20 protein-coding genes and 1 riboswitch are annotated in these 26,876 nt (G+C 69.2%); of the genes, 11 read left to right on the top strand and 9 right to left on the bottom strand.

Annotated features, from left to right (window positions below; all coding sequences use genetic code 11):
* Window positions 1-38 precede the first annotated feature (38 nt).
* From ABZ865_RS07900 to ABZ865_RS07860, 9 genes are all read left to right on the top strand, one after another.
* Window positions 39-818, top strand: a complete 780-nt coding sequence (locus ABZ865_RS07900) for a hypothetical protein (protein ID WP_361225588.1) — start codon at window positions 39-41, stop codon at window positions 816-818.
* The gene (locus ABZ865_RS07895) at window positions 815-1,930 is read left to right on the top strand and encodes a nucleotidyl transferase AbiEii/AbiGii toxin family protein (protein WP_361225585.1); all 1,116 of its coding nucleotides are present in this window, start codon (window positions 815-817) and stop codon (window positions 1,928-1,930) included. The genes ABZ865_RS07900 and ABZ865_RS07895 overlap by 4 nt, the downstream gene beginning before the upstream one ends.
* Complete coding sequence (locus ABZ865_RS07890) at window positions 1,927-3,234, top strand: nucleotidyl transferase AbiEii/AbiGii toxin family protein (protein WP_361225582.1); 1,308 nt, start codon at window positions 1,927-1,929, stop codon at window positions 3,232-3,234. Before ABZ865_RS07895 ends, ABZ865_RS07890 begins: the two co-directional genes overlap by 4 nt.
* A 391-nt stretch (window positions 3,235-3,625) precedes the next feature.
* Window positions 3,626-5,734, top strand: a complete 2,109-nt coding sequence (gene fusA, locus ABZ865_RS07885) for an elongation factor G (RefSeq protein ID WP_361225579.1) — start codon at window positions 3,626-3,628, stop codon at window positions 5,732-5,734.
* 265 nt (window positions 5,735-5,999) lie between these two features.
* Window positions 6,000-7,316, top strand: coding sequence for a sugar ABC transporter substrate-binding protein (locus ABZ865_RS07880; RefSeq protein WP_361225576.1), 1,317 nt, complete (start codon window positions 6,000-6,002; stop codon window positions 7,314-7,316).
* Window positions 7,317-7,321: 5 nt separating this feature from the next.
* Window positions 7,322-8,314, top strand: coding sequence for a sugar ABC transporter permease (locus ABZ865_RS07875; protein WP_361227221.1), 993 nt, complete (start codon window positions 7,322-7,324; stop codon window positions 8,312-8,314).
* 16 nt (window positions 8,315-8,330) lie between these two features.
* Window positions 8,331-9,170 carry a carbohydrate ABC transporter permease gene (locus ABZ865_RS07870; RefSeq protein WP_361227218.1) on the top strand — a complete coding sequence of 280 codons (840 nt, stop codon included), beginning with the start codon at window positions 8,331-8,333 and terminating at the stop codon, window positions 9,168-9,170.
* 38 nt (window positions 9,171-9,208) lie between these two features.
* Window positions 9,209-10,573 (top strand): GH1 family beta-glucosidase, encoded by a 1,365-nt coding sequence (locus ABZ865_RS07865; RefSeq protein WP_361225573.1) that lies wholly within the window; start codon window positions 9,209-9,211, stop codon window positions 10,571-10,573.
* A 152-nt stretch (window positions 10,574-10,725) separates the two neighbouring features.
* Window positions 10,726-12,384 (top strand): N-6 DNA methylase, encoded by a 1,659-nt coding sequence (locus tag ABZ865_RS07860; protein ID WP_361225569.1) that lies wholly within the window; start codon window positions 10,726-10,728, stop codon window positions 12,382-12,384.
* Window positions 12,385-12,402: 18 nt separating this feature from the next.
* Here the strand turns inward: ABZ865_RS07860 and ABZ865_RS07855 are convergent, their stop codons facing one another.
* The 6 genes from ABZ865_RS07855 to ABZ865_RS07830 all read right to left on the bottom strand — a co-directional run bounded on the left by ABZ865_RS07855 (window position 12,403) and on the right by ABZ865_RS07830 (window position 21,893).
* A complete protein-coding gene (locus ABZ865_RS07855) occupies window positions 12,403-14,538 on the bottom strand; it encodes a UvrD-helicase domain-containing protein (RefSeq protein WP_361225566.1) in 2,136 nt (711 codons plus the stop codon).
* A gap of 75 nt (window positions 14,539-14,613) precedes the next feature.
* Window positions 14,614-15,837: a restriction endonuclease gene (locus ABZ865_RS07850; RefSeq protein ID WP_361225563.1), complete on the bottom strand. Its 1,224-nt coding sequence runs from the start codon at window positions 15,835-15,837 to the stop codon at window positions 14,614-14,616.
* Window positions 15,834-17,651: a DUF4357 domain-containing protein gene (locus ABZ865_RS07845; protein WP_361225560.1), complete on the bottom strand. Its 1,818-nt coding sequence runs from the start codon at window positions 17,649-17,651 to the stop codon at window positions 15,834-15,836. Before ABZ865_RS07845 ends, ABZ865_RS07850 begins: the two co-directional genes overlap by 4 nt.
* A gap of 82 nt (window positions 17,652-17,733) precedes the next feature.
* A complete protein-coding gene (locus ABZ865_RS07840; RefSeq protein WP_361225557.1) occupies window positions 17,734-17,853 on the bottom strand; it encodes a hypothetical protein in 120 nt (39 codons plus the stop codon).
* A gap of 691 nt (window positions 17,854-18,544) precedes the next feature.
* A complete protein-coding gene (locus ABZ865_RS07835; RefSeq protein WP_361225554.1) occupies window positions 18,545-19,795 on the bottom strand; it encodes a PE-PGRS family protein in 1,251 nt (416 codons plus the stop codon).
* Window positions 19,788-21,893, bottom strand: coding sequence for an AAA family ATPase (locus ABZ865_RS07830; protein WP_361225551.1), 2,106 nt, complete (start codon window positions 21,891-21,893; stop codon window positions 19,788-19,790). Before ABZ865_RS07830 ends, ABZ865_RS07835 begins: the two co-directional genes overlap by 8 nt.
* A 292-nt stretch (window positions 21,894-22,185) precedes the next feature.
* Between ABZ865_RS07830 and ABZ865_RS07825 the strand changes: the two genes are divergently transcribed.
* A complete protein-coding gene (locus ABZ865_RS07825) occupies window positions 22,186-22,689 on the top strand; it encodes a hypothetical protein (RefSeq protein ID WP_361225548.1) in 504 nt (167 codons plus the stop codon).
* Window positions 22,690-22,749: 60 nt separating this feature from the next.
* Here ABZ865_RS07825 and ABZ865_RS07820 read toward each other — a convergent pair whose 3' ends face one another.
* The 3 genes from ABZ865_RS07820 to ABZ865_RS07810 form a co-directional block, all read right to left on the bottom strand.
* Window positions 22,750-23,655, bottom strand: coding sequence for a YceI family protein (locus tag ABZ865_RS07820; RefSeq protein WP_361225545.1), 906 nt, complete (start codon window positions 23,653-23,655; stop codon window positions 22,750-22,752).
* A gap of 457 nt (window positions 23,656-24,112) precedes the next feature.
* A complete protein-coding gene (locus ABZ865_RS07815) occupies window positions 24,113-24,586 on the bottom strand; it encodes an ATP-binding protein (protein ID WP_361225542.1) in 474 nt (157 codons plus the stop codon).
* A 136-nt stretch (window positions 24,587-24,722) separates the two neighbouring features.
* Window positions 24,723-25,754 carry a hypothetical protein gene (locus tag ABZ865_RS07810; RefSeq protein WP_361225539.1) on the bottom strand — a complete coding sequence of 344 codons (1,032 nt, stop codon included), beginning with the start codon at window positions 25,752-25,754 and terminating at the stop codon, window positions 24,723-24,725.
* A 52-nt stretch (window positions 25,755-25,806) separates the two neighbouring features.
* Window positions 25,807-25,914, bottom strand: a riboswitch (SAM riboswitch).
* Window positions 25,915-26,167: 253 nt separating this feature from the next.
* Here ABZ865_RS07810 and ABZ865_RS07805 point away from each other — a divergent pair.
* Complete coding sequence (locus ABZ865_RS07805) at window positions 26,168-26,722, top strand: DUF3293 domain-containing protein (RefSeq protein WP_361225536.1); 555 nt, start codon at window positions 26,168-26,170, stop codon at window positions 26,720-26,722.
* Window positions 26,723-26,876: the final 154 nt, after the last annotated feature.

Raw genomic sequence — 26,876 nt, 5'->3', positions numbered from 1 at the left:
GGCCGTTGATGTCAGTGGCGGGCGGTACGGTCGGCAGCATGATCAGAGAGCGAGGCGACGGTGAATGCGGCTCCGTGGGTGACTCCATGGGCGACTTCATGGGCGACTCCATGGCGGAGTTCGCGGGGGAGTTCGAGATCCACCTGACGGTCCAGCCGCACGACGGCAGGGGCGGGGAGGACGCGCCCGCGCGTCTGTGGGCGGAACGCCATGGCCTCAAGTACACCCGGATCCTCCTCGACCGGGGCAGGACGCCGGACCAGCCGATGCTCACCGGCCGGGGGCAGGGCACCCTGGCCGAGCAGATGACGGCGGCCGGGCGATGGGCGGCAGGGCTGCGTGACGACGGCTTCCGCGTGACCCGGGTGAAGATCGAGGCCGCTCCGTGGAACGCCGGAGTCCCGCGCACGGATGCCGAGGCCACGGCCCTCCCCGACCACTACTACTTCGAGCATCACATCAAGCTGCTCCTGCACGAGTCACAGCTCGCGGCGGTGCGCACGCTGGCTGAGTCCCACTCCGCGCACCTCTCCCGCAACGCCCGCCGGGCGGCGGCCGGGGGACTGCACGAGCGGTTCGTCACCCAGCGCTGCCGGGGCGTGGGACGACCTGAGGCGGGCCGTCGCCTGGACCTGCTGCTCGATGCCTTGAAGGAGGCCGGGCACGCCGTCGTGGAGGTGGAGCGGGAGTTCGTGGTGCACGACGACAACCCCGCGGTGGACGCCGGCTGGATCGCAGGCGAACCGAAGCACATAGGGCGGCACATACCGAATCGCACAGCGTCGCTCATACCGGGGCCGGTACCGGGGCTCGCATGACGGCTTCGCACCCGCCCGCGCCGCGCCGTCCGCTCTCGCCGCACGGCCCGCTCTCGGCGGGCGCCCACGACCACGGTCCGGCCCGGCGCGCGGCCCTGGATCACGTACTGCGTCTCATCGCGGACGCCCCCTGGAGCGGCAGCCTGGTCCTCCGTGGAAGCATGGTCATGCCGGCCTGGGTCGGAGACGCGGCCCGCGAACCGGCCGACCTCGACTGGGTGGTCCTGGAGGGCGCCGTAGGAGTCGACACGCTGGACCCGTTCCCGTACGTCGACCACGTCGAGGAGGTGCAGCAGTGGCCCGAGGCCGCCGACGGCGCGGCACGGTACGAGATGTGGACGTACGAGGAGTTCGACACCGCCGGGCAACGGCCTGTCCTGCCACCCGAAGGCCTGCACTGGCTGAGCGAACAGGATGTCTCTGATCCGAGCCCCCCGTACCTGGACCTGCTTGAGCGCGTGGCGCGGTCGCCGCAGGCCGCCCCGGGAGTCTTCCTGGACGCGAAGGCGGCGCGCGTGGACGGCACTTGGGCGTACGCAGGCTACGACACCCCGGGCGTACGCCTGCTCATCCCGTGGCACGCGGAGGGCACGCCATCCGACGAAGGCGGGCTGGTGCAGCTGGACTTCGCCCGGGACGAGCAACTCCCCGAATCGCCGGTGTGGACACTGATACCGCGAGGCGACGGCGGAAGGCCCACGGCCGTACGGACCGCGAGCCGTGACCTCTCCCTGGCGTGGAAGCTGCTGTGGCTGCACACCGACAGCCAGGACGGCGGCCGGGCCCGCGGCAAGGACCTGTACGACGCGGTACTCCTCGCCGAGGCCGTCACCGCGGACGTGGCCGAGACGGAGGGCGCATGCCTTCCGCCGCGCCTGCTGCGGTCCGTCTTCCGACGGGCGGCGCGCGAGCCGGCGGACGCTCTCGACCCGGACGCGGTGCTCCGGTGGGACGTGGACTGGGCCGCGTTGGAGGATTACCCCAGGGTCCGGGGGACGGCGGAGGATTGGCTCCGCCGACTCGCCCGGGCCCTGCGAACGATGATCGCCCGGCGATCGTCCGCGACGGAATCAGACGGAGACGGCCACGGGCCAGAGAGGGGTACGCAATGACTGGCGCCTGGGAGGAGTTCGCATGGCACGGCGACACCGTGCCGCAGGTTCCGCTCGACGACGGCACCCGGTCCCGGCTCGACCTGCCCTCGACCCTACGACCGGTCTCCGACGAACGCGCCGTACAACGCTCCGTCTTCGACCCGGCGCTCAAGCAGTACAGCAACGCCTACCGGGCCGCCGATCCGCGCTTCGCCGACCCGGACGTCGAACAGAGATGGCGTGAGGCCCGCCGTACCGCGATCGACGTGGTCCTCGAAGCCGTCGCCGATTCGTCCTGGGCGGACTCGCTCGTGCTGCGCGGCAGTGTGCTGCTCCGGGCGTGGTTCGGGGACGCGGCACGCGAACCCGGGGACCTGGACTTCATCGTCACGCCCGCCTCGTGGCGGATCGAGGAGGCGCGGACGTCGGCCATGCTCGACGCCATCGCCGCGGCCGCCGAGGCGACCGCCCACCGCTTCGGCAGCGGCGTACGGATCGACGCCGCCGGCGCGGTCAGCGACGACATCTGGACGTACGACCGTGTACCCGGACGGCGCCTGGTCCTGCCGTGGACCTGCGACGACCTGCCCGGAGGGACCGTACAGCTCGACTTCGTCTTCAACGAGTCCCTGCCCACCGCCCCCGAACCGGCCCTGCTGCCCTCCACCACGAGCGACTCCGAGGTCCTCCTCAACGCGGCCACGGCCGAACTCTCCCTGGCCTGGAAGATCATGTGGCTGATGTGCGACGGCCACCCCCAGGGCAAGGACCTCTACGACGCCGTCCTGCTGGCCGAGCACACCTCGCTGCGCTACGACGTGCTCCGGGACGTCTTCCTTCAGGCCGAACCGTCCGACGGATGCCGCCCCGTGGGGCCCGGAGAGATCGCCGCGCTCCGGACGGCCGTCGAGTGGGAGCACTTCGTCGCCGAGTACCCGGACATCGGTGGCACGGAGGCGGACTTCGTCGACCGCCTGTCCGCCGCCCTCGCACCGACCTTCCGGACGGCAGCGCCGGACACGGAAGACGGAACGGAGGACGAGGGCGAGTACGACCGCCACGTACGGTGGCTGCAGCCGCGGATCCACGGGTACCGGGACTTGCTGCACCGCAAGAGCATGCGCACCGTGCACAAGAAGATGCACGCGGACGGCCTCCCCGCCCTCGCATCCATCGTCATCACCCGGGAACTCCTCGGTCCGCGCCACCACACCCTGGACGACGCCCGCGCCGCGCTCTTCGACGCCCCCGCCTGGCACCGACTGGCCGACATCCACCGGCGCGACAGCCGTTGGCTCGACAACGAACTCGCACGGCTCTAGCAGGCCCTGGCCCCGGGAGGCCGTGCGGAGGAGAAAATCGATGTTCGCCGACCGGGTCCGTTTCCTAGACTCACTCCCGTAGCGCACGTCGCCCGAACGACCTCGAGGCGGCGTGTTTCGTGACCACTGAGGGGAGCCCGGCCGTGCGTGACCGTACCGCCGTCGTCGTTCCCCCGTCGCGGTCCGAGGTGATCCTGGTGTCCTCGTCCGTCCGGTGCCCGCTGCGCGGCCGGCACCGGATGCCCGCGACGAGCCTCTGACCTCATCGACCTCATGCGTCAACCCGCCCTGCATCTGGGCAGGTTCGGTCGGACCCGTGTGTCCGCTCTCGTCCGGGGAATCGCGCTGCCCTTTTCCTGCTCTCTCCTGAGCCTCAGAAAGGCCACGGGCCGTGCGCACGAACATCAACCCCCTCTCCGCCAACCCCCTCTCCGTCATCCGCAACCTCGGCATCCTCGCCCACGTCGACGCCGGCAAGTCCACCGTCACCGAGCGGATCCTGTACGCCACCGGCACCACCCACAAGCGTGGTGAGGTGCACGACGGCACCACCGTCACCGACTTCGACCCGCAGGAGCGCGACCGGGGCATCACCATCTTCGCCGCGGCCGTCAGCTGCGCCTGGGACGGGCACCGGATCAACCTGATCGACACGCCGGGACACGTCGACTTCGCCGACGAGGTGGAGCGTTCGCTGCGCGTGCTCGACGGCGCGGTCGCCGTGTTCGACGCGGTCGCGGGCGTCGAGCCGCAGAGCGAGTCGGTGTGGCGGCAGGCGGACCGGCACGAGGTGCCGCGGATCGCCTTCGTCAACAAGATGGACCGCGCGGGTGCCGACCTCGACGCCGCGGTCGCGTCCATCCGCGAACGGCTGCATCCGGCGCCGCTCGTCGTCCAGTTGCCGATCGGCGCCGAGGAGCGCTTCACCGGTGTCGTGGATCTGGTGCGCATGCGGGCGCTCGTGTGGGGCGGCGGCGCGGACGTACCCGAGGCACCGGAGGAGGGCCCGGTGCCGGAGGGCCTGCGCGAGGAGGCGCTGCGTCGGCGACGTGTCCTCGAGGAGGCCGTGGCGGAGCTGCATCCGGCCGCGCTGGAGGAGTTCTGCGACCGGGAGACCCTGTCCGCGGCCACCCTCGCCGACGCCCTGCGGGACCTCACCCGCACCGGCGCCGGAGTCGTCGTCCTGTGCGGCTCCGCGTACCGCAACCGCGGCATCGAGCCGCTGCTGGACGCGGTGGTGGCCTACCTGCCGTCGCCACTGGACGTCCCCGCCGTACGCGGCGTCCACGAGGGCGCCGAACAGCGGCGGTCGGCCGACCCCGAAGCGCCGTTCGCGGCGCTCGCGTTCAAGGTGAACGCGAGCGGCACCGGGCGCCTGACCTACGTGCGCGTCTACTCGGGCACGATCGAGAAGGGAGACACCGTGGCCGACACGGGCGCCGGCGGGCGCACCGAGCGCGTCGCACGCATCCTGCGGGTCATGGCAGACCGGCACGCCCAGCTGGACCGGGCGGTCGCCGGAGACATCGTCGCGCTCGTGGGGCTGAAGTCGGCGCGCGCCGGTTCGACACTGTGCGACCCCGGCGCCCCGCTGCTCCTCGAACCACCCGTGGTCGCCGAGCCCGTGGTGTCCGTGGCCGTCGAGGCGCGGCGGTCCACCGACACCGGAAAGCTGGCCATCGCCCTGGCGCGGCTGGCCGAGGAGGACCCCTCGCTCGTGGTGCGCACGGACCCCGAGACCGGGCAGACCGTGCTGTCCGGGATGGGGGAACTGCACCTGGAGGTCGCGGTGGAGAAGATCCGCCGTGACGGCGGTCCGGAGGTCACGGTGGGCCGGCCGAGGGTCGCGCACCGGGAGACCGTGCTGCGCGGGGTGAGCGGGCTGACGTACCGGCACGTCAAACAGGACGGCGGGGCGGGGCAGTTCGCCCATGTCGTCCTGGACGTCGAACCGCTCGCGGCCGAAGCAGGGACCGAAGTCGGGGCGGGCGTCGGTGCTGTCGGCTTCGAGTTCCGGTCGACCGTCGTCGGCGGGCGGGTGCCGCAGGAGTACGTGCGCGCGGTGGAGGCCGGCTGCCGGGACGCCCTGACCGAGGGGCCGCTCGGCGGGCATCCGGTGACCGGGCTGCGGGTCACGCTGACCGACGGCTCCACCCATGTGAAGGACTCCTCGGACACGGCGTTCCGCACCGCCGGGCGGCTCGGACTCCGTGAGGCCCTGCGCGCCTCGGTGATGGCCCTGCTGGAGCCGGTCGCCGAGGTCACGGTCACCGTGCCCGAGGCCGCGGTCGGCGGGGTGCTCGGCGACCTCGCGGCCCGGCGCGGCCGGGTCACCGGCTCCGAGAGCCGTGGCGGCGCGGCGGTGCTGACCGCCACCGTGCCGCTGGCCGAACTGTTCGGCTACGCGACCCGTCTGCGCAGCCGCACCCAGGGCCGGGGCACCTTCACCACCCGGCCCGCCGGCTACGCGCCGGCACCGGTGACGGCGCCGGCCCGCTGAGCACGGCGGGGCCCGCCGACCGACGGGGGGACGACGGTCAGGACCATGATCCTGACCGTCGTACCCCCTGCCCACCGTCGGCTCAAGTCCCTCACCCGGCCACGTTCTTGTATATCCCTGCACTTCCCCTTGACGATCGATTCTCCGGAGGTTTAACTCACGTCGTAAATTAAGCCATGAGGGGCTTTCGGGAGTCGAACGCGGTATCGGCGTCCGTGCGTGGCCCTGAAGGTTCTCGTTCTCCCGGAAAGGGACACCAAGAGCCATGCGCAGCATCCGAGCCGCGGCCATAGGGGCCGTCACCATGTCTCTCGCCCTCGCGGCCACGGCCTGCGGAGGGGGTTCGTCCAGCGGCGGCGGATCCGACGCCTCGCCGAAGACACTCACCTACTGGGCCTCCAACCAGGGCGCCAGCATCGCCGTCGACAAGCAGGTCCTGCAGCCCGAACTGGACAAGTTCGAGAAGCAGACGGGCATCAAGGTGAAGCTGGAGGTCGTCCCCTGGTCCGACCTGCTCAACCGGATCCTCACCGCGACCACCTCCGGACAGGGCCCGGACGTGCTGAACATAGGCAACACCTGGAGCGCCTCCCTGCAGGCGACCGGCGCGCTGGTGCCGTGGGACGCCAAGAACTTCGACAAGATCGGCGGCAAGGACCGCTTCGTCGACTCCGCGCTCGGCTCCACCGGCGCCGCGGGCAAGGACCCGGCCGCCGTGCCGCTGTACTCGATGGCGTACGCGCTCTACTACAACAAGCAGATCTTCGCCGACGCCGGCATCAGCAAGCCCCCGGCGACCTGGGCCGAGCTGATCGCCGACGGCAAGAAGATCCAGGCGAAGGGCAAGTCTGTGCTCGGCGCCGAGGGCGCGAACCTCTCGGAGAACATCCACCACGTCTTCGTCTTCGCCAAGCAGCACGGCGCCGACTTCTTCACCGCCGACGGCAAGCCCGACTTCACCAACCCCAAGGTGGTCGAGGCCGTCAAGCAGTACGTCGAGCTGATGTCCAAGGACAAGGTCATCCCGACCGGCGACGCCGAGTACGCGCAGAACCAGTCCGTCAGCGACTTCGCCAAGGGCAAGCAGGCCATGCTGCTCTGGCAGTCCGCCGCCGCCAACCTCAAGTCGCAGGGCATGAGCGAGGACGCGTACGGCATCGCCCCCGTCCCCGTGCAGTCCGGCACCCCGGGCACCGGCACCCAGGTCAACTCGATGGTCGCCGGCATCAACATCGCCGTCTTCAAGAACAGCCACAACCTCGACGGCGCCACGAAGTTCGTGAAGTTCATGACCAGCGACGCCGAGCAGAAGATCCTCAACAAGGCCTACACCTCCATCCCGCCGGTGAAGGCCGCCCAGGAGGACGCGGCGTTCAACACCCCGTCCACCGCCATCCTGAAGAGCACCCTCGCCACCAGCGCCGCCGCGCTGCCGCAGGTGGCCTCCGAGTCGCAGTTCGAGACGGCGGTCGGTACGGCGGTCAAGGAACTGTTCGCCGACGCGGCCGCCGGACGCACGCTGACCACCGACTCCGTCAAGGCCAAGCTGGAGAAGGCCCAGCAGCAGATGCCGGCGGCGTGAGCACGATGACCACCACCACCGCTCTTCAGGAGCCGGTGCGCAAGACGTCCCCCGGTGCGGCGGCGCGCGAACCCCGCCGCCGCACCGGGCGGATCCGCCGCATCGGGCTCCCCTATCTGCTGCTTCTGCCGGCCCTGCTCCTCGAACTCCTGGTCCATCTGGTGCCGATGGTCATCGGCATCGTGATGAGCTTCAAGGAACTGACCCAGTTCTACATCCGCGACTGGAGCACCGCCCCCTGGTCCGGCCTCGGCAACTACAAGGTGTCGGTGGACTTCGACGCACCCGTCGGCGAGGCCCTGCTCCACTCGTTCCTCGTCACCGTCGGCTTCACCCTGCTGTCGGTCGCCCTGTGCTGGCTGATCGGCACGGCCGCCGCGATCTACATGCAGGACACCTTCCGCGGCCGGGGCCTGCTGCGCGCCCTGTTCCTGGTGCCGTACGCGCTGCCCGTCTACACGGCCGTCATCACCTGGGTGTTCATGTTCCAGCACGACAACGGCCTGGTGAACCACGTCCTGCACGACCAGCTGCATCTCACCGACAAGCCCTCCTTCTGGCTCATCGGCGACAACAGCTTCTACGCCCTGCTGACCGTGTCGGTGTGGAAGGGCTGGCCGTTCGCCTTCCTCATCGTGATGGCCGGCCTGCAGAACATCCCGCGCGAACTGTACGAGGCCGCCGCCCTCGACGGTGCCGGCATGTGGCAGCAGATCCGCCGCATCACCCTGCCCTCACTGCGCCCGGTCAACCAGGTCCTGGTCCTGGTCCTCTTCCTCTGGACGTTCAACGACTTCAACACGCCGTACGTCCTGTTCGGCAAGGCCGCCCCGGAAGCCGCCGACCTCATCTCGGTGCACATCTACCAAGCGTCCTTCGTCACCTGGAACTTCGGCACCGGCTCCGCCATGTCCGTCCTGCTCCTGCTCTTCCTGCTGGTCGTGACGGGCGTCTACCTCCTGCTCACCTCCCGCGGACGGAGGTCCGCCGATGTCTAGCCCCCCGGCCTCCCCGATGGCCCCGCCGCGCTCCTTCGTCTGGTCCCGGCGGATCTTCCTCACCCTGCTCACGGTGTTCGTCCTCCTCCCCGTCTACGTCATGATCTCCAGCTCGCTGAAGCCGCTGGCCGACGTCACGGGAAGGTTCCGCTGGCTGCCCAGCGGCCTGACGATCCGCCCGTACATCGACATCTGGTCGACCGTCCCGCTGGCGAAGTACTTCATGAACTCGCTGATCGTGGCGGGCTCGGCGACGATCTGCTCGGTGGTGATCGCGGTCTTCGCCGCCTACGCCGTCAGCCGCTACGACTTCCGCGGCAAGCGCGTCTTCACGGTCACCGTCCTCTCGACCCAGATGTTCCCGGGCATCCTCTTCCTCCTCCCCCTCTTCCTCCTCTACGTCAACATCGGCAACGCCACCGGCATCGCCCTGTTCGGCTCCCGCGGCGGCCTGATCCTCACGTATCTCACCTTCTCCCTCCCCTTCTCGATCTGGATGCTGATCGGCTACTTCGACTCCGTGCCGCGCGACCTGGACGAGGCGGCACTGGTGGACGGCTGCGGCCCGCTCGGCGCACTCCTCAGGATCGTCGTGCCGGCCGCGATCCCCGGCATCGTCGCGGTGGCCGTCTATGCCTTCATGACGGCCTGGGGCGAGGTCCTCTTCGCCTCGGTCATGACCAACGACACCACCCGCACCCTCGCCGTCGGCCTCCAGGGCTACTCCACCCTCAACGACGTCTACTGGAACCAGATCATGGCCGCCTCGCTGGTCGTCAGCGTGCCCGTGGTCGCGGGCTTCCTCCTCCTGCAGCGCTATCTCGTCGCCGGTCTGACGGCAGGCGCCGTCAAGTGACCGAAGTGACCAACACCCCTGATCCCGAAGGGACTTCCGTGTCCGAACGCATCGACCTCGCCGCACTCCCGCACGACTTCCTGTGGGGCACGGCCACAGCGGCGTACCAGATCGAAGGCGCCGTCACCGAGGACGGCCGTTCACCCTCGATCTGGGACAACTTCTCCCACACTCCCGGGAAGATCGCGAACGACGACAACGGCGACGTCGCCTGCGACCACTACCACCGCTGGCGCGAGGACATCGCCCTGATGCGGCGACTCGGCACCAACGCCTACCGGCTGTCGGTGGCCTGGCCCCGCGTCGTCCCCGACGGCACCGGCCCGGTCAACCCCAAGGGCCTCGCCTTCTACGACCAGCTGGTGGACGCCCTCCTGGAAGCCGGCATCACCCCCGCCGTCACCCTCTACCACTGGGACCTCCCCCAGGCGCTCCAGGACCGCGGCGGCTGGCCGGAACGGGACACCGCGTACGCCCTCGCCGAGTACGCCTCGGCCGTAGCCACCCGCCTGGGCGACAGGGTCAAACTCTGGGCGACTCTCAACGAGCCCTCCTGCTCCGCCTGGATCGGCCACCTGGAAGGCACGATGGCCCCGGGCCTGACCGACCTCCCGTCCGCCGTCCGCGCCTCCTACCACCTCCTCCTCGGCCACGGCCTCACCACCCAGGCCGTCCGCGCGGCAGCCCCCGACGCCCGGATCGGCATCGTCAACAACCTCTCCACCGTGCACCCGGCCACCGACCGCCCCGAGGACCACGCGGCCGCCCGCCGCCACGACGGCCACGTCAACCGCTGGTGGCTCGACCCGGTCCACGGCCGCGGCTTCCCCGCCGACATGGTCGAGACCTACGGCGTCGAACTCCCCGAACAACCCGGCGACCTGGACACGATCGCCACCCCCCTGGACTGGCTGGGCCTGAACTACTACTTCCCGGCCTACGTCATCGACGACCCCTCCGGCCCCGCGCCCTACGTCCGCTCCATCCGCCGCGAGGGCGTCCCGCGCACCGGCATGGACTGGGAGATCGACGCGAACGGCATCGAGACCCTCCTCCTCCGCCTCACCGACGACTACGGCGCCCGCAAGATCTACGTCACCGAGAACGGCTCCGCGTACCCGGACATCGTCCGCCCCGACGGCACGGTGGACGACCCCGAACGCCAGGCCTACCTCGAACACCACCTCGCCGCCTGCGCCTCCGCCGCCCGCCAGGGCGCCCCCCTGGCCGGCTACTTCGCCTGGTCCCTCCTCGACAACTTCGAGTGGGCCTACGGCTACGACAAGCGCTTCGGCCTCGTCCACGTCGACTACCGCACCCAAGTGCGCACCATCAAGGGCAGCGGCCACCGGTACGCGGACATCATCCGCATCCACCGAGGCCAAGGAATCCGGGCCGCCTGAGCCGGGGCCCGGGTGACCGGTGGACATGGGCGAGGGGACCTGTGTCCACCGGGAGGCGTCAGGCATCATTGACCTACATTCACGTCGGTTCGTTAACATCGTCAACGCGTATATACGTTGCAGGTGTAAGTGGTCCTGTGTACGGTGGCCGCATGACGGACCATGCTGCGCCGCCACTTGACGGGCCGCTCGTCACCGGCTCGGAGATCGCGCGACTCGCGGGGGTCACCCGAGCAGCGGTCTCCAACTGGCGGCGGAGGTACGACGACTTCCCGACGCCCGCGGGCGGCGGTGCCAACAGTCCGCTGTTCGATCTGGCCGAGGTGCAGGCCTGGCTCGACAGACAGCGCAAGGGGCAGGACGTCTCGCAAGAGGTGCTGCTCTGGCAGGCTCTGCGCGGCGCCTACGGGGACGACATGGTCGGCGGACTCGCCGACCTGGCGTCGTTTCTCGCCGGGGATCGGAGCGACGCACCGACGCCCCCCGAGGACGCTCAGCGCCTGGCCCGCGGTCTGGTCGACAGCAGCTCCGCCGGCGAGGTGGTGGACGCTCTCGCTGAGCGGTTCACGGACTCCGTGCGCAGAGCCGGGTCGGACCAGGTCACCTCGCCCCGGATCGTCCGCGCGATACAACACTTCGCTGGCGAAGTGTCCATCGATGCGACCCTCTTTGACCCGGCGTGTGGCATAGGCACCCTTCTGCTCGCCGTAGGACCAGAACGAGGGCCGCGGCGGTGCGGGCAGGAGTCCGACGTCCGCAGCGCCCGCTTCTCTCAGCTGCGCGCCGACCTGGCAGGACGCACCGACGTTCACATAAGTACAGGCGACTCCCTGCGGGACGACCGGTGGGCGGACCTCAAGGCCGACCTGGTCGTGTGCGATCCGCCCGTGAGCGACGCCGACTGGGGGCGCGAGGAACTGCTCCTCGATTCCCGCTGGGAGCTCGGTACGCCCTCACGTGCCGAAGGTGAACTGGCATGGCTGCAACACGCTTACGCGCACACCGCACCCGGCGGGCGCGTCATCATGGTCATGCCTGCCTCGGTCGCCTACCGCAAGGCCGGCCGTCGCATCCGCGCAGAACTCGTCCGTCGCGGCGTCCTCACTCAGGTCACCGCCCTGCCGCCGGGAACAGCGGCTTCGCACGCGCTCTCCGTGCACCTCTGGCACCTGCGCCGCCCTGAGGCACTTGGTGACGCTGTCACCAAGGTGCGCATGGTCGACTTGACCGCGAACCACCCGGACGACTCCCCGAAGCCAAGACCCGATCAGATGGCCGACGTTTCTCTGATCGACCTGCTCGACGACATCGTGGACCTCACGCCAGGACGCCATGTCGTGGAAACCCACCGGGATTTCGAGGCCGAGTACCAAGCCTTGCGTCGAGAACTGACCGAACAGCTCCGACTGCTGGACGAGTTGCTCCCCACACTGGCCGCCGGCGACGGCTCCAGCGTCCTGGACGGCCCCTCCGTCAGCGTCGCCGAGTTGGCCCGCGCCGGACTGGTCGCATACGGCGACCCGGAGCCGGTCTCGGTCAGCGACCAGCTCGACACGGACTTCCTCCGGGGCTTTCTGCGTAGTGCGGCCAACACTCGCCGCTCCACTAGCGCCAGCGGTACCTTCCGGCTCGACGGCAAGGGTGCGCGCATCCCTCAGATGGACCTCGCTGAACAGCGCCGGTACGGGGCCGCGTTCAGAGCGCTCCAGGAGTTCGAGGAGCGGTCGCGAAGGGTGGCCGAGCTGAGCCGCGAGGCCGCCGCGCTGGCACGGGACGGGCTCGGCAACGGAGCCCTCGCGCCCCGCGACTGACGCAAACCGGCCCGCGCTTCACTTCGCCTGTGGCACGAACGGACTCCCTGCTCCGCTCCACGACACGGCCAGCACTTCCCGGGCCCGTGTGCACGCCACGAACAGCAGGCACCTCTCCCGCAGCAGATCCGACTCGTGCTGGACTGTGTCCACGGAGACAGGTGTGACCTCCCGTGCGAAGGGCACCGCGGTCTCCGTCACCCCTACGACGGCAACGCAGCGGAACTCCAGCCCCTTCATGGCGTGCATCGTGGCGAGGCGCACCCCGTCCACGTCCGGACCCGGGTTGTCCTTGACCCGGACCACGGGAACCCCGGCCGCGTTCAGCTTGTCGTAAACCTTGTCGAGCAGCACGTTGAACCGGGCGCAGACGCCGATCTCGGACGGCCGGATGCCCTGGGCGATCCAGCCTTCCACCCGCTCGACGAGTGCCGCCACCTCCGCGTGCTCCGAGCCGTGCCCTTCCGCGAGCGGCCTGCGGCCGTGCAGCAGTGACCGGTAGCCGGCCAGGCTGTCGTTGCCCTCGCCCCCCAGGTCATCAATGGTCACCGGGCTGAGGATGAGCGCTGACCAGGCGAGGATCTCCTCGGTGCTGCGGTAGTTGATGCGCAGCCGGTGGGTCCGCCCGGTCACCGAGATCCCCAGAGACTTAAGCGAGACCCTCGCGTCGTAGATGCGCTGGTGCGGATCGCCGGTGATGAACAGGTCGTCACTGCCAGGCGCCACCGCGCCGCGCAGGACGCGCCACTGAGCGGGGTGAAGATCCTGCGCCTCGTCCACCACCACGTGGTCGTGCGTCGGGTCGGAGGAGGACAGCAGATCGGCGGCTCGCGCACACAGCTTGAGGTGGGTGGTGGCCTTCTGCTCGCGGAGCATCTGCTCGAACATCTCGACCGCGGGCCACAACTGCTCCCGCCGCGCTGTCGACAGCGAGCTGCCACGGCCGCGCCGCAATGCGCTCCGGTAGTCGTCGAGTGTCTTCAGGTCCTGGGCGAGGATCACGTGCCGGTACTCCTGCGCCAGGAACTGCTCCGTCCACGGCAACCCGAGCTTCTTGACGACCCGCTGCCAGAGCTGCCGCTCGTCACGGTCGCCGATGGGGGAGAGCGCCTTGCCGTCGAGGCGGGTCACGATGCCATGGGCGTAGGCGTTGACCGTGGTGACGTCGACGCGGTCGAGCAGGGCCTGGTCTCCGTCCAGCAGCAGGGAGAGGTTCTCGCGCAGCGAGGCGGCCAAGGCGTTGGTGAACGTGGTGAGCAGGACACGGGTGTGCGGGGAGCGCGAGAGCAGGTGCTTGACCCGGTGGAGGGCCGCGACCGTCTTGCCGGTACCGGGACCTCCCGTGACCTGGACCGGTCCGCCGTACGACACCCGGTAGGCGACCCGGCGCTGAGAGGGGTGGAGGAACACCCGCCAGGCCGCGAAGGGCTTCTCCAGGATCTCGGCGAGCTCGTCCGGGCCGGTGACCAGCGTGATGCGGCTCGTAGTGTTGGCGATGGCGACGGCGAGGCTCGCGTCCGGATCCGGGCCGGCGTCGAACGGCCGGCGTACCGCGACCACGTCCCTATAGACGTCCTCGGGACTGAACCCGTCCGCCAGGAAATACAGGACCTCGTACTGGTCCTCCGGCAGCAAGGTCTGGAAAGCGTCCAACTGCGGTCTGTCGAGGATGGTTCGCACCGCCCTGAGTACCTGGTCGTCGATACCCAGTTCGCGCAGCACGGTGTCCGAGAACTTGGCGAAAAGCAGCGCCTCGGCTTGGGCCGCCGCCTTCTCCAGCGCCGGGGTCAGTTGCTCGATCGCCACCACGTTGCGGACTTCCAGACCGAGCGTCGCGGAGTTCGTCGTGTACAGGCGCTTGGCCGCCCAGGTGTACGCGTCGTCGTGCGGGACGACGTTGACGAGCAGGAAGACATCGCTGCCGTCGTCCGGGGCGAGGACGACGCCCCGCCAGAAGTCGTTGATTCGTATGGTCCGCATGCGCGGGTCGCGGGCGTTCTCGACGGACTCCAGGTGCAACCCCTTGTCCGCCTGGAGCTCGGGCACGGTCAGCTGCTGGAACTTGTGCATCGCCTTGCGCACACCCGCTTTCACGGGCTTCTCCAGGACGTCGTAGCTCTCCCAGAAGCTGTTGGCGAACGCGAGCTGCGGCACGACGTGCACTCCCCACCCCGGACGGACACTGTGCAGTTGATCATACGCGCGCTGTGTCCGCCGGGATCCGTCGCGTCAGCTGCCCGTCAGACGCTGGGCGACCTCCGCGACGTCGGCGAGGAGTCCCGTCGGGTCCTGGTTGAGGTCGAGGGCGTGCTGATGGATGACGATGCCTGCGTGCCGAACCCGGTGAGCCGCGTGTGAGGCGTTGCCCTTGGCGTACACGAGGTGGCCTTCTGGCAGCCCGAGGGCGGTGCAGTAGGCGAGCATCTGATACAGGTCGGCGTCCGGGTAACCGCCTCGTTTCTCGGCCTTGTACTTCGCGTCGACCACCGCGCACGGAGCGCCGCCCGGGCCGTACAGCACGAGGTCCGGCTTCATACGGATCGCGGCGTCGTCGTCGAGGTGGTGCGGGTCCTGGAGCCGTGCGGTGTGGCCCGAATCGCGGACGGCCTCGCGCAGGGCGACTGTCACGAAGTCCTCGAACAGCTTGTTCATGTCGACCAGGAACCCGTCGATGCGGAGACCACCGGGCGCGTGCTCGACCGAGGTGCCGTCGAGGACGGCTCGGGCGAGGTGGAGGGCGTGGTGGTAACGGGCGTTGAGACGCGTGGGCCGCCAGTGGGGGACTGTCTGTCCGCGAACGATCGCCGTCACGTCCGCGAGCCGGGCCCGCTGGTGCATCAGCCTGCGACGCACATCTCGTGGCACTCCCGGCAAGCGCAGCAGACGTTCGACGGCCGTCCGCAGGATTCGGTTCTCAGCGATGTCGGCGGTGAACTCGTCGTACGCCACCTCGACCGGTAGCACGACCCCGAATCGCCGTCGGATCTGCTCAGCCTCACGGATACGGCCGCGCACGACGAGAGCGGTCTCCTCCGTTGCCCGGTATCCCTGCAACAGCCCCTGTCGCAGCGCCCGGTCGATCTGCCGTTCCACTGCGTGGGCCACCGAAGGCAGCAGGTCCCGGTGCTCGGCCACCTCGACTTCCCCGTCCCGCCAGCCGCCTTTGGGGTTGAGGCTGTAGCCGAGCAGGAAAAAGAGGCGAGCGATGGGCACCTTGGGTGTAACGCGCACGGTGAACGGCGCGCCGCCGCCCGGCACGGCGACGGCCACCGCGCCGACCTTGCTGCCGGCTCGTAGCGACCAGCGGCCCGGCGTGTACGGATCGGGTGCCGCGTCCACGATGTCTCCGGCTGCGAGTGCCCGGCCGACGCCGCCCGACAGGGCAAGGCTGATCGCCGGCGCGTGCTCGACCAGCTCGACGGACGGTGCCACCCCTTCCACGACGGCCGTCACGCCAGGGACTCCCGCAGCGAAGCCAGCCCATACCGCTTCTCGATGTCCACACCCTCCCCGTAGTGGTGCTCCTCCAGCAGTGGCAGGATCTTCGTCCGCCAGGTCCGCTCCAGGCCACCCTCCCGGTACACGCCCTTCTTCATCAGATACGAAGGCCCGATGCGGAAGTCAGGGTCGTCGATGCGGGAGTTGAGCGCGTCGAGCAGATCGGCGGGCTCGGCGTCCTTGCCCTCCTTCTCCAGCCAGCGCCGCAGCAGCCCGCTGGTCGGCTCTGTGCGCGGCGAGAGTTCGATGAACGCGAAACGGCGGCGCATGGCCGCGTCCACAAGGGCGATGGACCGGTCTGCGGTATTCATGGTGCCGATCACGAACAGGTTCGGCGGCAGCGCGAAGTCGTCGCCGGAGTAGGTCAGCCGGACCGACTTGTTGCGGTACTCCAGCAGGAAGTACAGCTCGCCGAAGACCTTGGCCAGGTTGGCGCGGTTGATCTCGTCGATGATCAGGAAGTGTGGAATGTGCCGGTTTCCCTCGCGGGAGGCCAGGTCGGCGAGTTCGCGGAGCGGGCCGGCGGTGAGCCGGAAGGCCACCTCCCTGGTCTGCGGATCTTCCTGCGGCCGGAAGCCCTCGAAGAAGTCCTCGTAGGCGTAGGAGGGGTGGAACTGCACGAGCTTGACCTGCTCGGGCCCTCCGCCAAGGAACTCCGCGAGCTTCAGCGCGAGATAGGTCTTGCCGGTGCCGGGCGGCCCGTACAGCACCAACTGCCGTTCGTCCCACATCAGATCACGGACTTCGCGCAACCAGTCGGCGTCGTGCACGAGGAGCTCGGCGGCCAGCGCGTCCGTCGGCTCGGGCAGCTTCAGTTCACGGCGGGCGGTGAGTGCCGGGATCTCGACGCTCGGGTCCCGCTCTATCGCCTCGGCTTCCTCGAGCAGTTCCTGGTCGGTGAGGCCAAGTCCTTCAACGTGGGCTTGGACGGGAGTGAGGTCGACCACGTCGTGCTGGATTGAGAGCTTCTGCTGGAGCTCCTCCGGCAGGTCGTCGTACGGGTATCCGTTCTGTTGCCACTCCACCGGCCGCTGCAGATTGGACCGTCGGTCCTCGGAGTCCACCTGCTCCGCGTCCCCGGTGATCTCGCCGACGTAGAGTTGCCCGCCGGAGATGGTGCACACGGTGTCGCCTGGCTTCATGCGGGAGAGGAAGACGTGCAACTCCTCCACCAACTGCTGCCTCTGACTGTAGGTGGCTGTGGACTCGTAGTCCTCCTCCACGAAAGCGCGAAGCGTTTCCTTGTTGACGCCCTGCTCCACGCCCTGGCGTAGCCGGGCGGCGGCGAGAGTGACGCGGCCCTCCGGGAGCCAGAGGCGCTGAACCAGGTCGAGGCCGGTTACGTTCGAGCCGCGGACCAGCCAGGGTCGATTCGGTCCGGTCACAGTCTGATTGAGGTGCGCAGCCAGTGATTCACCGTCGGCGGACTTCCATACCCCCCACCCGTTGACGCTGCATCCCATCAGGACTTCCGCGGCTGCCGACGGCGAAGTGAACTCGATGTCCAGGGTCGTCTCCAGCGATCCCTGACGACTATCGGACTCCCGGATCGATCCGGCCGCGATCAGCTCCTGTCGCACGCGAAACGAGGCGGGCTTTCGCACGGCGAATGACGGAACCACCTTGGAACGTACGGGAGACCCGGCCGCCACGACGAACTTCTGCCTCCCCTTCGTGCCCTTTTCCGTCAGAAGGCGTCCTCGGGCCACCTGCCCGCTCTTCGGTAGCCGCAACCAGAACTCCGGGTACCGCACATGTTCCTCGGCCATAGTGATGGCTCCCCCCAGCAGAAGTAGCTGCTGAAACTGTAGGGGCTACCACAGACAGACGTCTGACCGGATTCGCAGCGCATCACGCTGAACCTGGTGCGAGCGGATGCCCCACATGCGACTTCAGTGCCGAGCCCACTCCATCGGCCACGGCCAGCAGGAGCATCTCCGCCTCCGGTGGACCGATGCGTGTCACCGTCATGGCGTCCTGGCGGCAGGTGCCCTCCCAGTTGTGTGAATCGCCGCGTACAGAGGCGGCGCGCACCGTCAACCGTCCCGCTTGGCCCCCGTCCAGCAGGACGGCAGGTGAGAAAGCCGCGAAGCTGTCGCCGTTCCGGACGGACGGGCACCGCAAAGGGTGGGGCGGATAACTGGGGGGACGATGCCCCACGTGCGCCGGTACTCCCGCAGGGACTCGGTCTCCCGCTCTGCAGACGGAGCGGCAGGCTCCGGTGCCGGAGGCGCCGGCTGTGCCGGAGGGGGGCCAGGCACCGGGCTGATCGTCTCCTGCCGCGTGACCTCGCTGGGCAGGCCTGCGAAGTGTGCGTCGAGATCCTCTGCATCGGTGGGTCGGCCATGCGCACCCAGATGGTTGTTTCCGATGCCGAACCCCTCGTGGCTCACCGGCCAGCTCACAGCTTGTCCAGGGTGAGGCTCGTGAAGCCGGGTAAACGACTCGCCCACCGGGGCCACTGCATGTGCCATCGCCCTGCTGACCCCCGGGCGGGACACGCTCGACCTCCGGCGCGAGGTCCGCTGGTTCACCGGGAAGCCGTGGCTGTCGCACCAGGAACTCGTCGACCGGGCGTACGGGTTCGGCTTCGACTGGGTACTGGGAAGCAAGCCGCCGTTGTGAGCGGGCGCCGCTCCGGTACGTGTCCTGGTCGAGCTGACTACGGCGGCGACGGCAGCGCCGTCCGCATCCACGCGCTTGCTTGCTCCGGCCGGGCATGGGTGTCGATCCCGAGGACGTGGACGACGCCGAGGCTGCGCTGCGAGGTCCCGATCCGCAGCGTGCGTCGGGCGTGCCCGCCGGGCTGGGGATGGACGATGACCGCGCTCGGGGCGTCGGCGGGTGTGTAGCCGGCGCTGTAGGTCAGGAGCTGGTGGATGTCACCGGCGCTGACACCGTGGCGGTCGTAGCGCTTGTACTTGGCGTCGACGGGCAGCAGGACGGGGGCGTCCGTGTCAGGGCGGGGGAAGCTGAGCAGGAGGTCGGGGCGGAATGTCGAGGTCTTGCCCAAGTCACCGCGGACGGTGATGCCGGACGCTCCGTGACCGGGGACGGGGCGTCCGCCGCGCGGGGTGGCGGCCTCGGCGGCGAGCCGTCGGACGACGGCTTCCCAGAGCATGGGCATGGCCAGCAGGAGGCCGCCCGCCGTGGTGCCGTGGTCGGTCAGCAGGTCGGTCACGCCTCCGCCCACCAACAGCAGGCGGGCCCAGGTGTGAGCGGGACGATATCGGGCGTTGAGGCGCGTGTACTGGGTGCGCTGGAGTGCACGCAACGCGGCGGCCGGCGTACCGGAATGCGGAAACGCGTCGGCGATGCCGTGCAGGGCACGGGCCAGGCGGGAGTCGGTCGTCTGGCTCAGCGCGGCTCGCAGCGCGACGCCCAGGACGCGGTTGTCCCAGATGTCCGACTCTCTGTCGAAGGTGCGGACATGCAGCTGATCCAATTGCCCGAAGCGGCGGGTGGCCTGCGCGGCGAAGTCCAGGCGCCCTCGCAGTACCGGTTCAAGGCTCTGACGGCGGACGTAGTCCCGGCGCAGCCCTGCCCGGAGGAGCATCTCGCACTCCTCCAACAGCGCGGCGGCCACGAGGTCGGCGTAACCGTCGGGGCCGGTGGACCAGCGCCTGGCCGTCGCCGGAACCGGGGTGTGCAGCGCGTAGGCGAGCCAGGTCATCAGCTGCTCGCCCCGGATGGCGAACTTCGGCTCGACGACCAGCCGGACGCGGTCCAGGACCAGTACACCGACGGTGGCCTCGGCCTTGAGACGCCATCCTGTGCGACCCGCGGTCAGACTGAGACAGCCGCGTGCCTGGAGGGCGTGCAGCCGGGTGACGTCCCCGGCGGTGAGCTGGTCGGTGCCCAACTCGGTGGACTCGTACTCGCCGAGCCGGACCTCGGGGCGGTGGTCAGGCATCAGGGCCCGCTGCGTCACTGGTGAATTCGGTGGCCAGTGCGTCGGCGAGATCCTGCGGGGACATGACTACGGACCGCCCGGTGTCCTCGTCGACCAGGCCGCCGAGAATGCGGTGCAGCAGGTCGGCCCGGCCGAGACAGTAGTCCTCCAGGAGCGGGACCACCTCGTGATGGAAGGCGGCGGCCAGATCCTCCTCGGTGGCGAGCGGCTCCCCGTCGCGCATCAGGTAGGCGTGCCCGATCTGGTGATCGGGGTCCAGATGGCGGGCGATACGGCTGTTGAGGGACTCGAAGAAGGCCGCCAGGTCGAGCGGGCCGACCGTTCCCGACACGGCGTCCGGGTCGGGACCCACGGGCAGGAAGGCGAAGCGGCGGCGCACCGCGGCGTCCAGGTGGCTGATGCTCCGGTCCGCCGTGTTCATCGTGCCGATGATCCGGACGTTCGCCGGCACGGAGAAGCTGCGCTTGCTGACCGGCAGATCGACGGGCAGGTTGCGTTTGTCGAGTTCGAGGAGCGTGATCAACTCGCCGAAGATCCGAGGCAGATCACCGCGGTTGATCTCGTCGATGACCAGGAGGAAGGTCTGGTCAGGATGGTTGGCGGCTCGGCTGCACAGTGTGTGGAACAGGCCGTCCGCGAGGTCGAGGGTGAGCCCGGAACCCTTGGTGTCGATGTCGGGCTTGAAGCCCTCGACGAAGTCCTCGTACCCGTACGAGGGATGGAAGGTGACCAGCCGTACCCGGTCACCGCTGAGCACTTCGACCTGCGCCTCACTACGTCGCTCCGGTTCCGAACCGTCGAGTACGTCCGCGCGGCCGGCCAGGGCGAGGGCGACGCCGAGGGCGAGCCGCGTCTTGCCGGTGCCGGGCGGCCCGTGCAGGATCACCTGGCCCTTGCGATCGAGGGCGTCCAGGACGGCCTGCACGTCCTCGGGCAGTGCGACGGGCGTGCTTGCCGACGTGGGACCGTCCCCCGGGGCGGTGCTGGACCGCTGCGCGGTGAACCTGGCGAATGTGGTCGGGTCGACCTTGGCGAAGGTGGACCGCCAGCCGCGCTGGGGCTTGGACAGCTTCTGCGCGTGGGAAAGATCCCAGGTCACCGGCACCACGTGCTGGTACTCGGGCCGGTCCGGGAGGAATTGGTAGCTCCCGGCGACGGTGCCGGTGGCTAGCACCTCGTCGATCCCGCGGTTGGCCACGATCCGGTCGCCGGTCTCGAGGTCCCGGAAGGCGAGGAGCCTGCGTGCGGTGGTCAGACTGCCGCCGCTGCTGCCAGGCCAGCGTGCGTCCAGAGCCTGCTTCAGATCCGTGTCACTCTGGTAGAGGGCGAGGTCCCCGAGTTCATCCCAACCGACGCAGACGAACCCGCCCTCCCGGCACTCGTCCCACAGCCTGCCCCGTTCGCCCGGTGCGATCTTCCAAATGGTGCGGTGGTGGGGACGCGGGTCGAACTGCTCGTACAGGAAGTGCATGACCTCCTGGCCCGTCCAGCCCTCGAACTCCCCACGAGACCGTACGAGTTCGAGCAGGCGCCGATTGCTGCGCCAGGCTGGTGCGTCACCCGGGGCCGAGCCGCCCAACCGGGTGATGAATCGGCGCAGGTGTTCTCCCGCATAGATGGGGAGAAAGTGCTCGGGGAAGTAGGTCGCCAGTGACTTTGTCACCAACGCCGGCCCAAAGCGCAGCGCTACGAGGTCATCCAGAGCCTCGAAGTCCCCCGCAGCGACAGCATCGAACGCCTGCGTGAATTGCTCGCGCAGGTCCCTCCAGGCGTCCTGCGGTTCCATGCCACGCAAAGGAGCCGCCAAGCGCCACTCGCCGGAGTTGTGGCGGTACATGATGTGCTTCGCGGCGCTGCCGCCTTTGATGCTGCCGAGGTTCGGAGTGAGGAATTCCAGCATCCGGCAGTACGTCGGTTCCGATCCGACGGGCGCAGGCTGCCCGAGCGCATAGCGCTCAAGCGGCAGCGTCCTCCAGCCCTCCAACGGGAACTGGGACAGCACTCGCTCGCGCTCGTCCTTGGCTGCCGACTCCATCTCAGCGACGGCCGCCTGATTGAACTGGTCCGTCGCCACGCGCACATCCGCCCCACCTGTCATGCCGCCATGATGCCGATGAGCGCGAGCCCGCCGCTGGGTCTTGGTCATTTCCTGTGCGGGGCGGCTCTGCCGGAGGCCACGAACACGTTGTACAACAGCCCGGTCAGCCGGGAGGAACTGGGCCTCGGACAGGTGAGGTCGGTGCAGAAGGTGAAGCCCGAGGCGCTGCCCGTGCTGCTGCCGGCCGAGGGCGGGGTTGTAGGACGACCAGGACGGGGGAGGAGACGCGTCCCACGGCTCGTGAGCCTTCGCTCGTCGAGTGCCCGACACCCCGCCAGCTATCGTGATCGGCATGCCGTCGTCGCACCTGCTGATCATCGGAGACAGGGCCGCCCTGAGCTGGGTGGTGACCGAGCAGCGGATGGCGTTCCCCGCAGGACGGGCGAAGGCGGCCCGGGCGCTGGAGGAAGGCGATGAGATCTTCCTCTACACCACACGGGGCTGCTTCCGGAACCCGACGCGGGACCTCGGACGGATCGTCGGCCGGGCCACGATCGCCAGTCCGGTGCGGGCCCTGGACGAGCCGGTCGTCTTCGGCGAGCGGACCTTCCCGGAGGGCTGCCGCCTGGAGGTGTCCGGCCTGGCCCGCTTCCGCGAGGGGCTGGTCCTGCGCGACCTGGTACCGCGCCTGTCGGTGTTCCCCGACCCGGCCACGTGGAGCGTCCGCATGCGGCGTGCGTCGCTGACGCTGCCCGCGGCTGATGCCGACCTGGTGCGTGCGGAGTTGGAACCGCTGCTGCGCCCCTACGACGAGGCGGCCGAGGGCTACCGCTGGAAGGAATCCGTGTCGGGCTAGCCCGAAGCACCGGAGACCGGCCTCCCCAGGTCGGTGGAACGTGGAGGGCCGGCCTGTCGCCTACTCCGGGGGCGTGGGGGTCTCCGGGGTGCGGTACATCGCCTGGGCGTCCAGCTCCAGCTGCACGGTCGGTCCGACGACCGCGATGCCACGGGCCAGCATGGAACGCCAGTTGAGGGTGAAGTCCTCCCGGTGCAGCTCCGCCTTCGCCAGCGCCGCGCAGCGCAGTTCCTGCTCGTAGCCGCCGTTCACCGTGCCGAGGTATGTCGTGTCCAGGCCCACGGAGCGGCTGGTGCCATGCATGGTGAGCGTGCCGTGAAGCGTCCACTTGGAGCCGCCCCGGTAGACGAACCGGGTGCTGGTGAAGTCGATGTACGGATAACGCTCGACGTCGAGGAAGTCCGCAGAACGCAGGTGGTTGTCGCGGGTCTTGTTGCCCGTGGTGATGCTGGACGCGTCGATGCGCACCGACACCTGGGAGTCGGCCATGTCTGGCGCGATACGGATGCCGCCGTTGAAACGGGTGAAGCGGCCGTGGACGTGGGCCATGCCCACGTGCTTGGCGATGAACCGGATCGCGGTGTGCGGCGGGTCGAACAGCCAGGTGCCGGGCGGCGGGAGTTCCAGCTGACGGGCGGGCGGCAGCGCGATGCGCATCGGGGAGACGACGACTCCGGCGGCTATGTCGACGCTCTCGCGGGCGGGTGTGAGCCCCTCCGTCGCGGCCATCACGCTGTAGGAGCCCGGCGGCAGCATGGCCATGAACAGGCCGTACGGATCGGTGCTGCCGCGGGCGACGACGCGGTGGCTGTCCAACGCGGTCACCGTGACCTCGGCACCCCCCAGGGGCTGCCCCATGGGGTCGACGACCTCGCAGCCGTATGCGCCCGCGCCGGCCGGCAGGGGTACTGAGAGGCCCAGCGCGGCAGTGCGGGAACGCCGACGCCGGAGCAGTCCGAAGGCCATGCTCTTCACCTTTCTTTCCCCGCATCACGACCGCGAGCCTCACGGACGTGTCCACGTCCACGTGCGGCCGGACCAACCGGAGACTGGTTGCAGGCGCGATGAAGTCAAATGTTCAACGATCATAGAGCAGGTGATGTGGAGCAGTTCCTCACTGATGTCGACGTGAGACAAGGTGTTCCAACGCCTCCGGCCGCCGTCAACGGCCGTATCCTCGGGCCGATATGGCGACTCCACGGCCCTGCGCTTTGCATCACTGCTGTGGCGAAACGGCACCTAGAATTCCGCGAGGTTTACGTAGGGCTCGCCGTTCTCTCACGCAGTCCACACATCCTTCGCACGGTGGGGCAGCTCAGAGCCGGGGCCGGAACCCGGGATGGGTCCGGGCCCGGCACAGTCCGGCCGCAGGTGTCCCATACGCCGCACACGCCACGTGCGTGCGACAGGCCCCTCACCGGCGTCAGTCGGCTCCGTCCAACTGCTGCGGCTCGTGAGCGGTGGAGGTGTCGATTTCCGCCCAGATGGTCTTGCCACCCGGCGGGTACGCTTCCGAGGCCCAGCGGTCGGCCAGGGCGGTAACGATGAGCAGGCCACGGCCTGTCTCGCTGTCGAGCCCGGTCTCGAAGTCCATGGCGGCTGACGGGATGCGGTCACCCCGAGCATCGGTGACCGCAATCCGCAGGAGTCCGGGCGTAGGGTCGAGGTGGAGCGCCAAGCGGAAGTCGCGGCCCTGAACCCGACCGTGCAGCGCCGCGTTGGCCGCCAGCTCCGCCACGATCTGCTCCGCCCGCTCGACCACGGAGGGTGAAACCTGCCAGGCCCGCAACTCCGCAGCGGTGAGCAACCGGGCGAGCCTTGCGCCGCGACGGGTCGAGGACAGTTGCTGCGCGAAAGTCCTGACGGCGGTGGATGCGTGGGGAGTGGTCGCGTTCATGAGAGCCACCGTGAGGGTCACGCGGGGGCACACGCCAGGGGAGAGGCCCGTACGCTGCGTGAGGGTACGGGCGCATCCCCTGGACGGTACGACGGTCAGCCGTCACTGAACCCGGTGCGGCAACGTCAAGGGGCTGTCAGTAATGCTCCAGGTCCAGAAGGACGTAGCAGCGGGACCAGTTGACGTTCCACTCGCCATCGACCTCATAACCGATCTCCCGTACCTGCTCGGTCGCCCGCTCCAGTACGCTCCGCAGCCCTTCCAGGGTTCCGGTGTCCTCGAACATGCCGCTGGGCTCCGACAAGGGTCCGCGGTACATCACATGCTGATCTCCCCAACGTGTCCCGACAACTTGGACGGTGTGCGTGTCACCGCCGTACTCGACCGACACGTAGTAGCTGACCTCGCCCGAGTCCCCATCCGCGTCATCGCCGGAGGGATCCGCATCCCGGGTTTCGTTCAGGGAAGCTGTGACATCACAGACGCACGAGGACCACCAGAGACGCCACGGCCCGGCCGTGTCCCATCTCTCCGTGTCGAGCTTCCTCTGGGCAACTTCGGTGAGAAGGGCGAGTCCCAGGAGCGAGCGCCTGTCGAAGTCCGGTGGGTGCTCGCCGCGCAGGTCGTAGGACGGGTCCTGTGCCATCCCTCCGGGGAAGGCATCCACGAGTTCCAAGAGGCAATTGCCGCCACCGCCCTCCGCCTCCTCAGGGTTGTCCACCTTGGCGTAGCGCTCTTTGTCCGCCTCGCAGCACCAGCAGAGACCGGGCATGCAGCAACACGCGTCGGTGTCCGTCTCGTCGGCCTGGGTGGCGTCTGCGGCATCCTCAAGCCCTGTGGAATCGGGGGCAGTTTCCTGACTCGGAGAAGGTTCGGGCCGGCCCGGATTGAGGTAGACGGCTTCCAGCCGTGCTTTTCCGATACGGCTGTTGCTCAGCCATTCAGGCACCTCGTCGCGGATGTCGACGGCCCGTGCCTGCGTTGGATGGTCCCCGTTGCGGTAGAAGGCGATATCGCAGGAGCTGTCGAGCCATTCGTCGAAGCGCTCGTCGGTCCCCAGCCGGCCGAGGCCGCTCGACTCGGCCGTGCGGAACAGCGCCCGCGCGGCAGCGGCGTCGATGAGCGGAAGGCCTTCGCGGCCAGGAGATGTCTCGGAGGGAACGTGCATGTCAGTAGCCTCCCGGAGTCGAAGGACCCCGGTAGCGCGCCGCACCCCGGTGATCTGCTGCTTCCCACGCATCTCGCGTGGCTTGGCCGTCACCCGGGGCACCTCGCCTCGGGCGGGATGCCGTCCAGCAAGCCGGGACTTGGCGCTGGAACACACGACCGACCGGGAAGCTAACACCCGTGTCGATCTCCCGCAACGTCTCTCACAACCCTTTACTCCGGAAGCGGAGTCATGACATCTTGCGGCTCGGCCCACCCAGCCGTCGCGCACGGCCGGGACAGCCGCCGGCCGGCCATCTCGCCCACCGCGAGAGTGCCCTTCCGGCCAGGACAACGCCCCATGAACCCGTGGGGACGAGTACCGATCTCCCTGCACGACGTGTAAGGGGGTCCTTCGTTTCACAGGAGGCCCTTGTGCACGCCACCGACGCAACCAGTACGCCTCGTAATTGGGATCTTTACCGGACAGCGATCGCCCACATTCAGTACCAGGGCCGGACGGTACGAGTCGAACCGCGTCCCTGGGGCACAGCTGAAGGCCCCTTTCCGGAATCAGCCGGCGTGGGCACCGTCCACGTGATCACGGCCTGGAATCCCCGTGGGCGTACCGCTTCCGCCGACGACAACGCCCGCGCCCAGGGCCAGTTGCTCGACGAGATCCGCAACCGTGCGCTCACCTGGTGGGTCGCCGAAGGAGGCGACGTGTCCGGCACCCACCGAGAGGAGAGCGTCGCCGTCGTAGGCCTCAGCGATGCCGCGGCGCTTGAACTGGGGCGCCGCTTCGGCCAGGACGCGATCTTCGCCTGGACTCCAGACGCCTGGCGCGTTCTGGCATGCGACAGTGCGGCCGTGGCTGCGAGCGGATGGGCCGCGTCCGCGAGCGGCCGGCTTTCATCGCTTCGCCCACGTGGCGACGCCGGGCGCGACCGCTCGGACGGTCCGTCGGGCCACCGCTTCGACGAGCGCTGAAGTAGGTAGGAGAACGACCGATGGGCATGTACCCCATGCGCACCCCGGACCATTGTCCCCACTGCGGCAGGATGCTCGCCGGTCCGCCTCCCCAGCGGGTCAGGGCCGACGGCTTCCCTGCGGAGGTGACCTATGAGACCGACCCCGTGTGTGG

This window comes from Streptomyces sp. NPDC047085 (genome assembly GCF_040643735.1).
Classification (GTDB): domain Bacteria; phylum Actinomycetota; class Actinomycetes; order Streptomycetales; family Streptomycetaceae; genus Streptomyces.
This window is presented reverse-complemented; position numbering and strand designations above follow the sequence as displayed.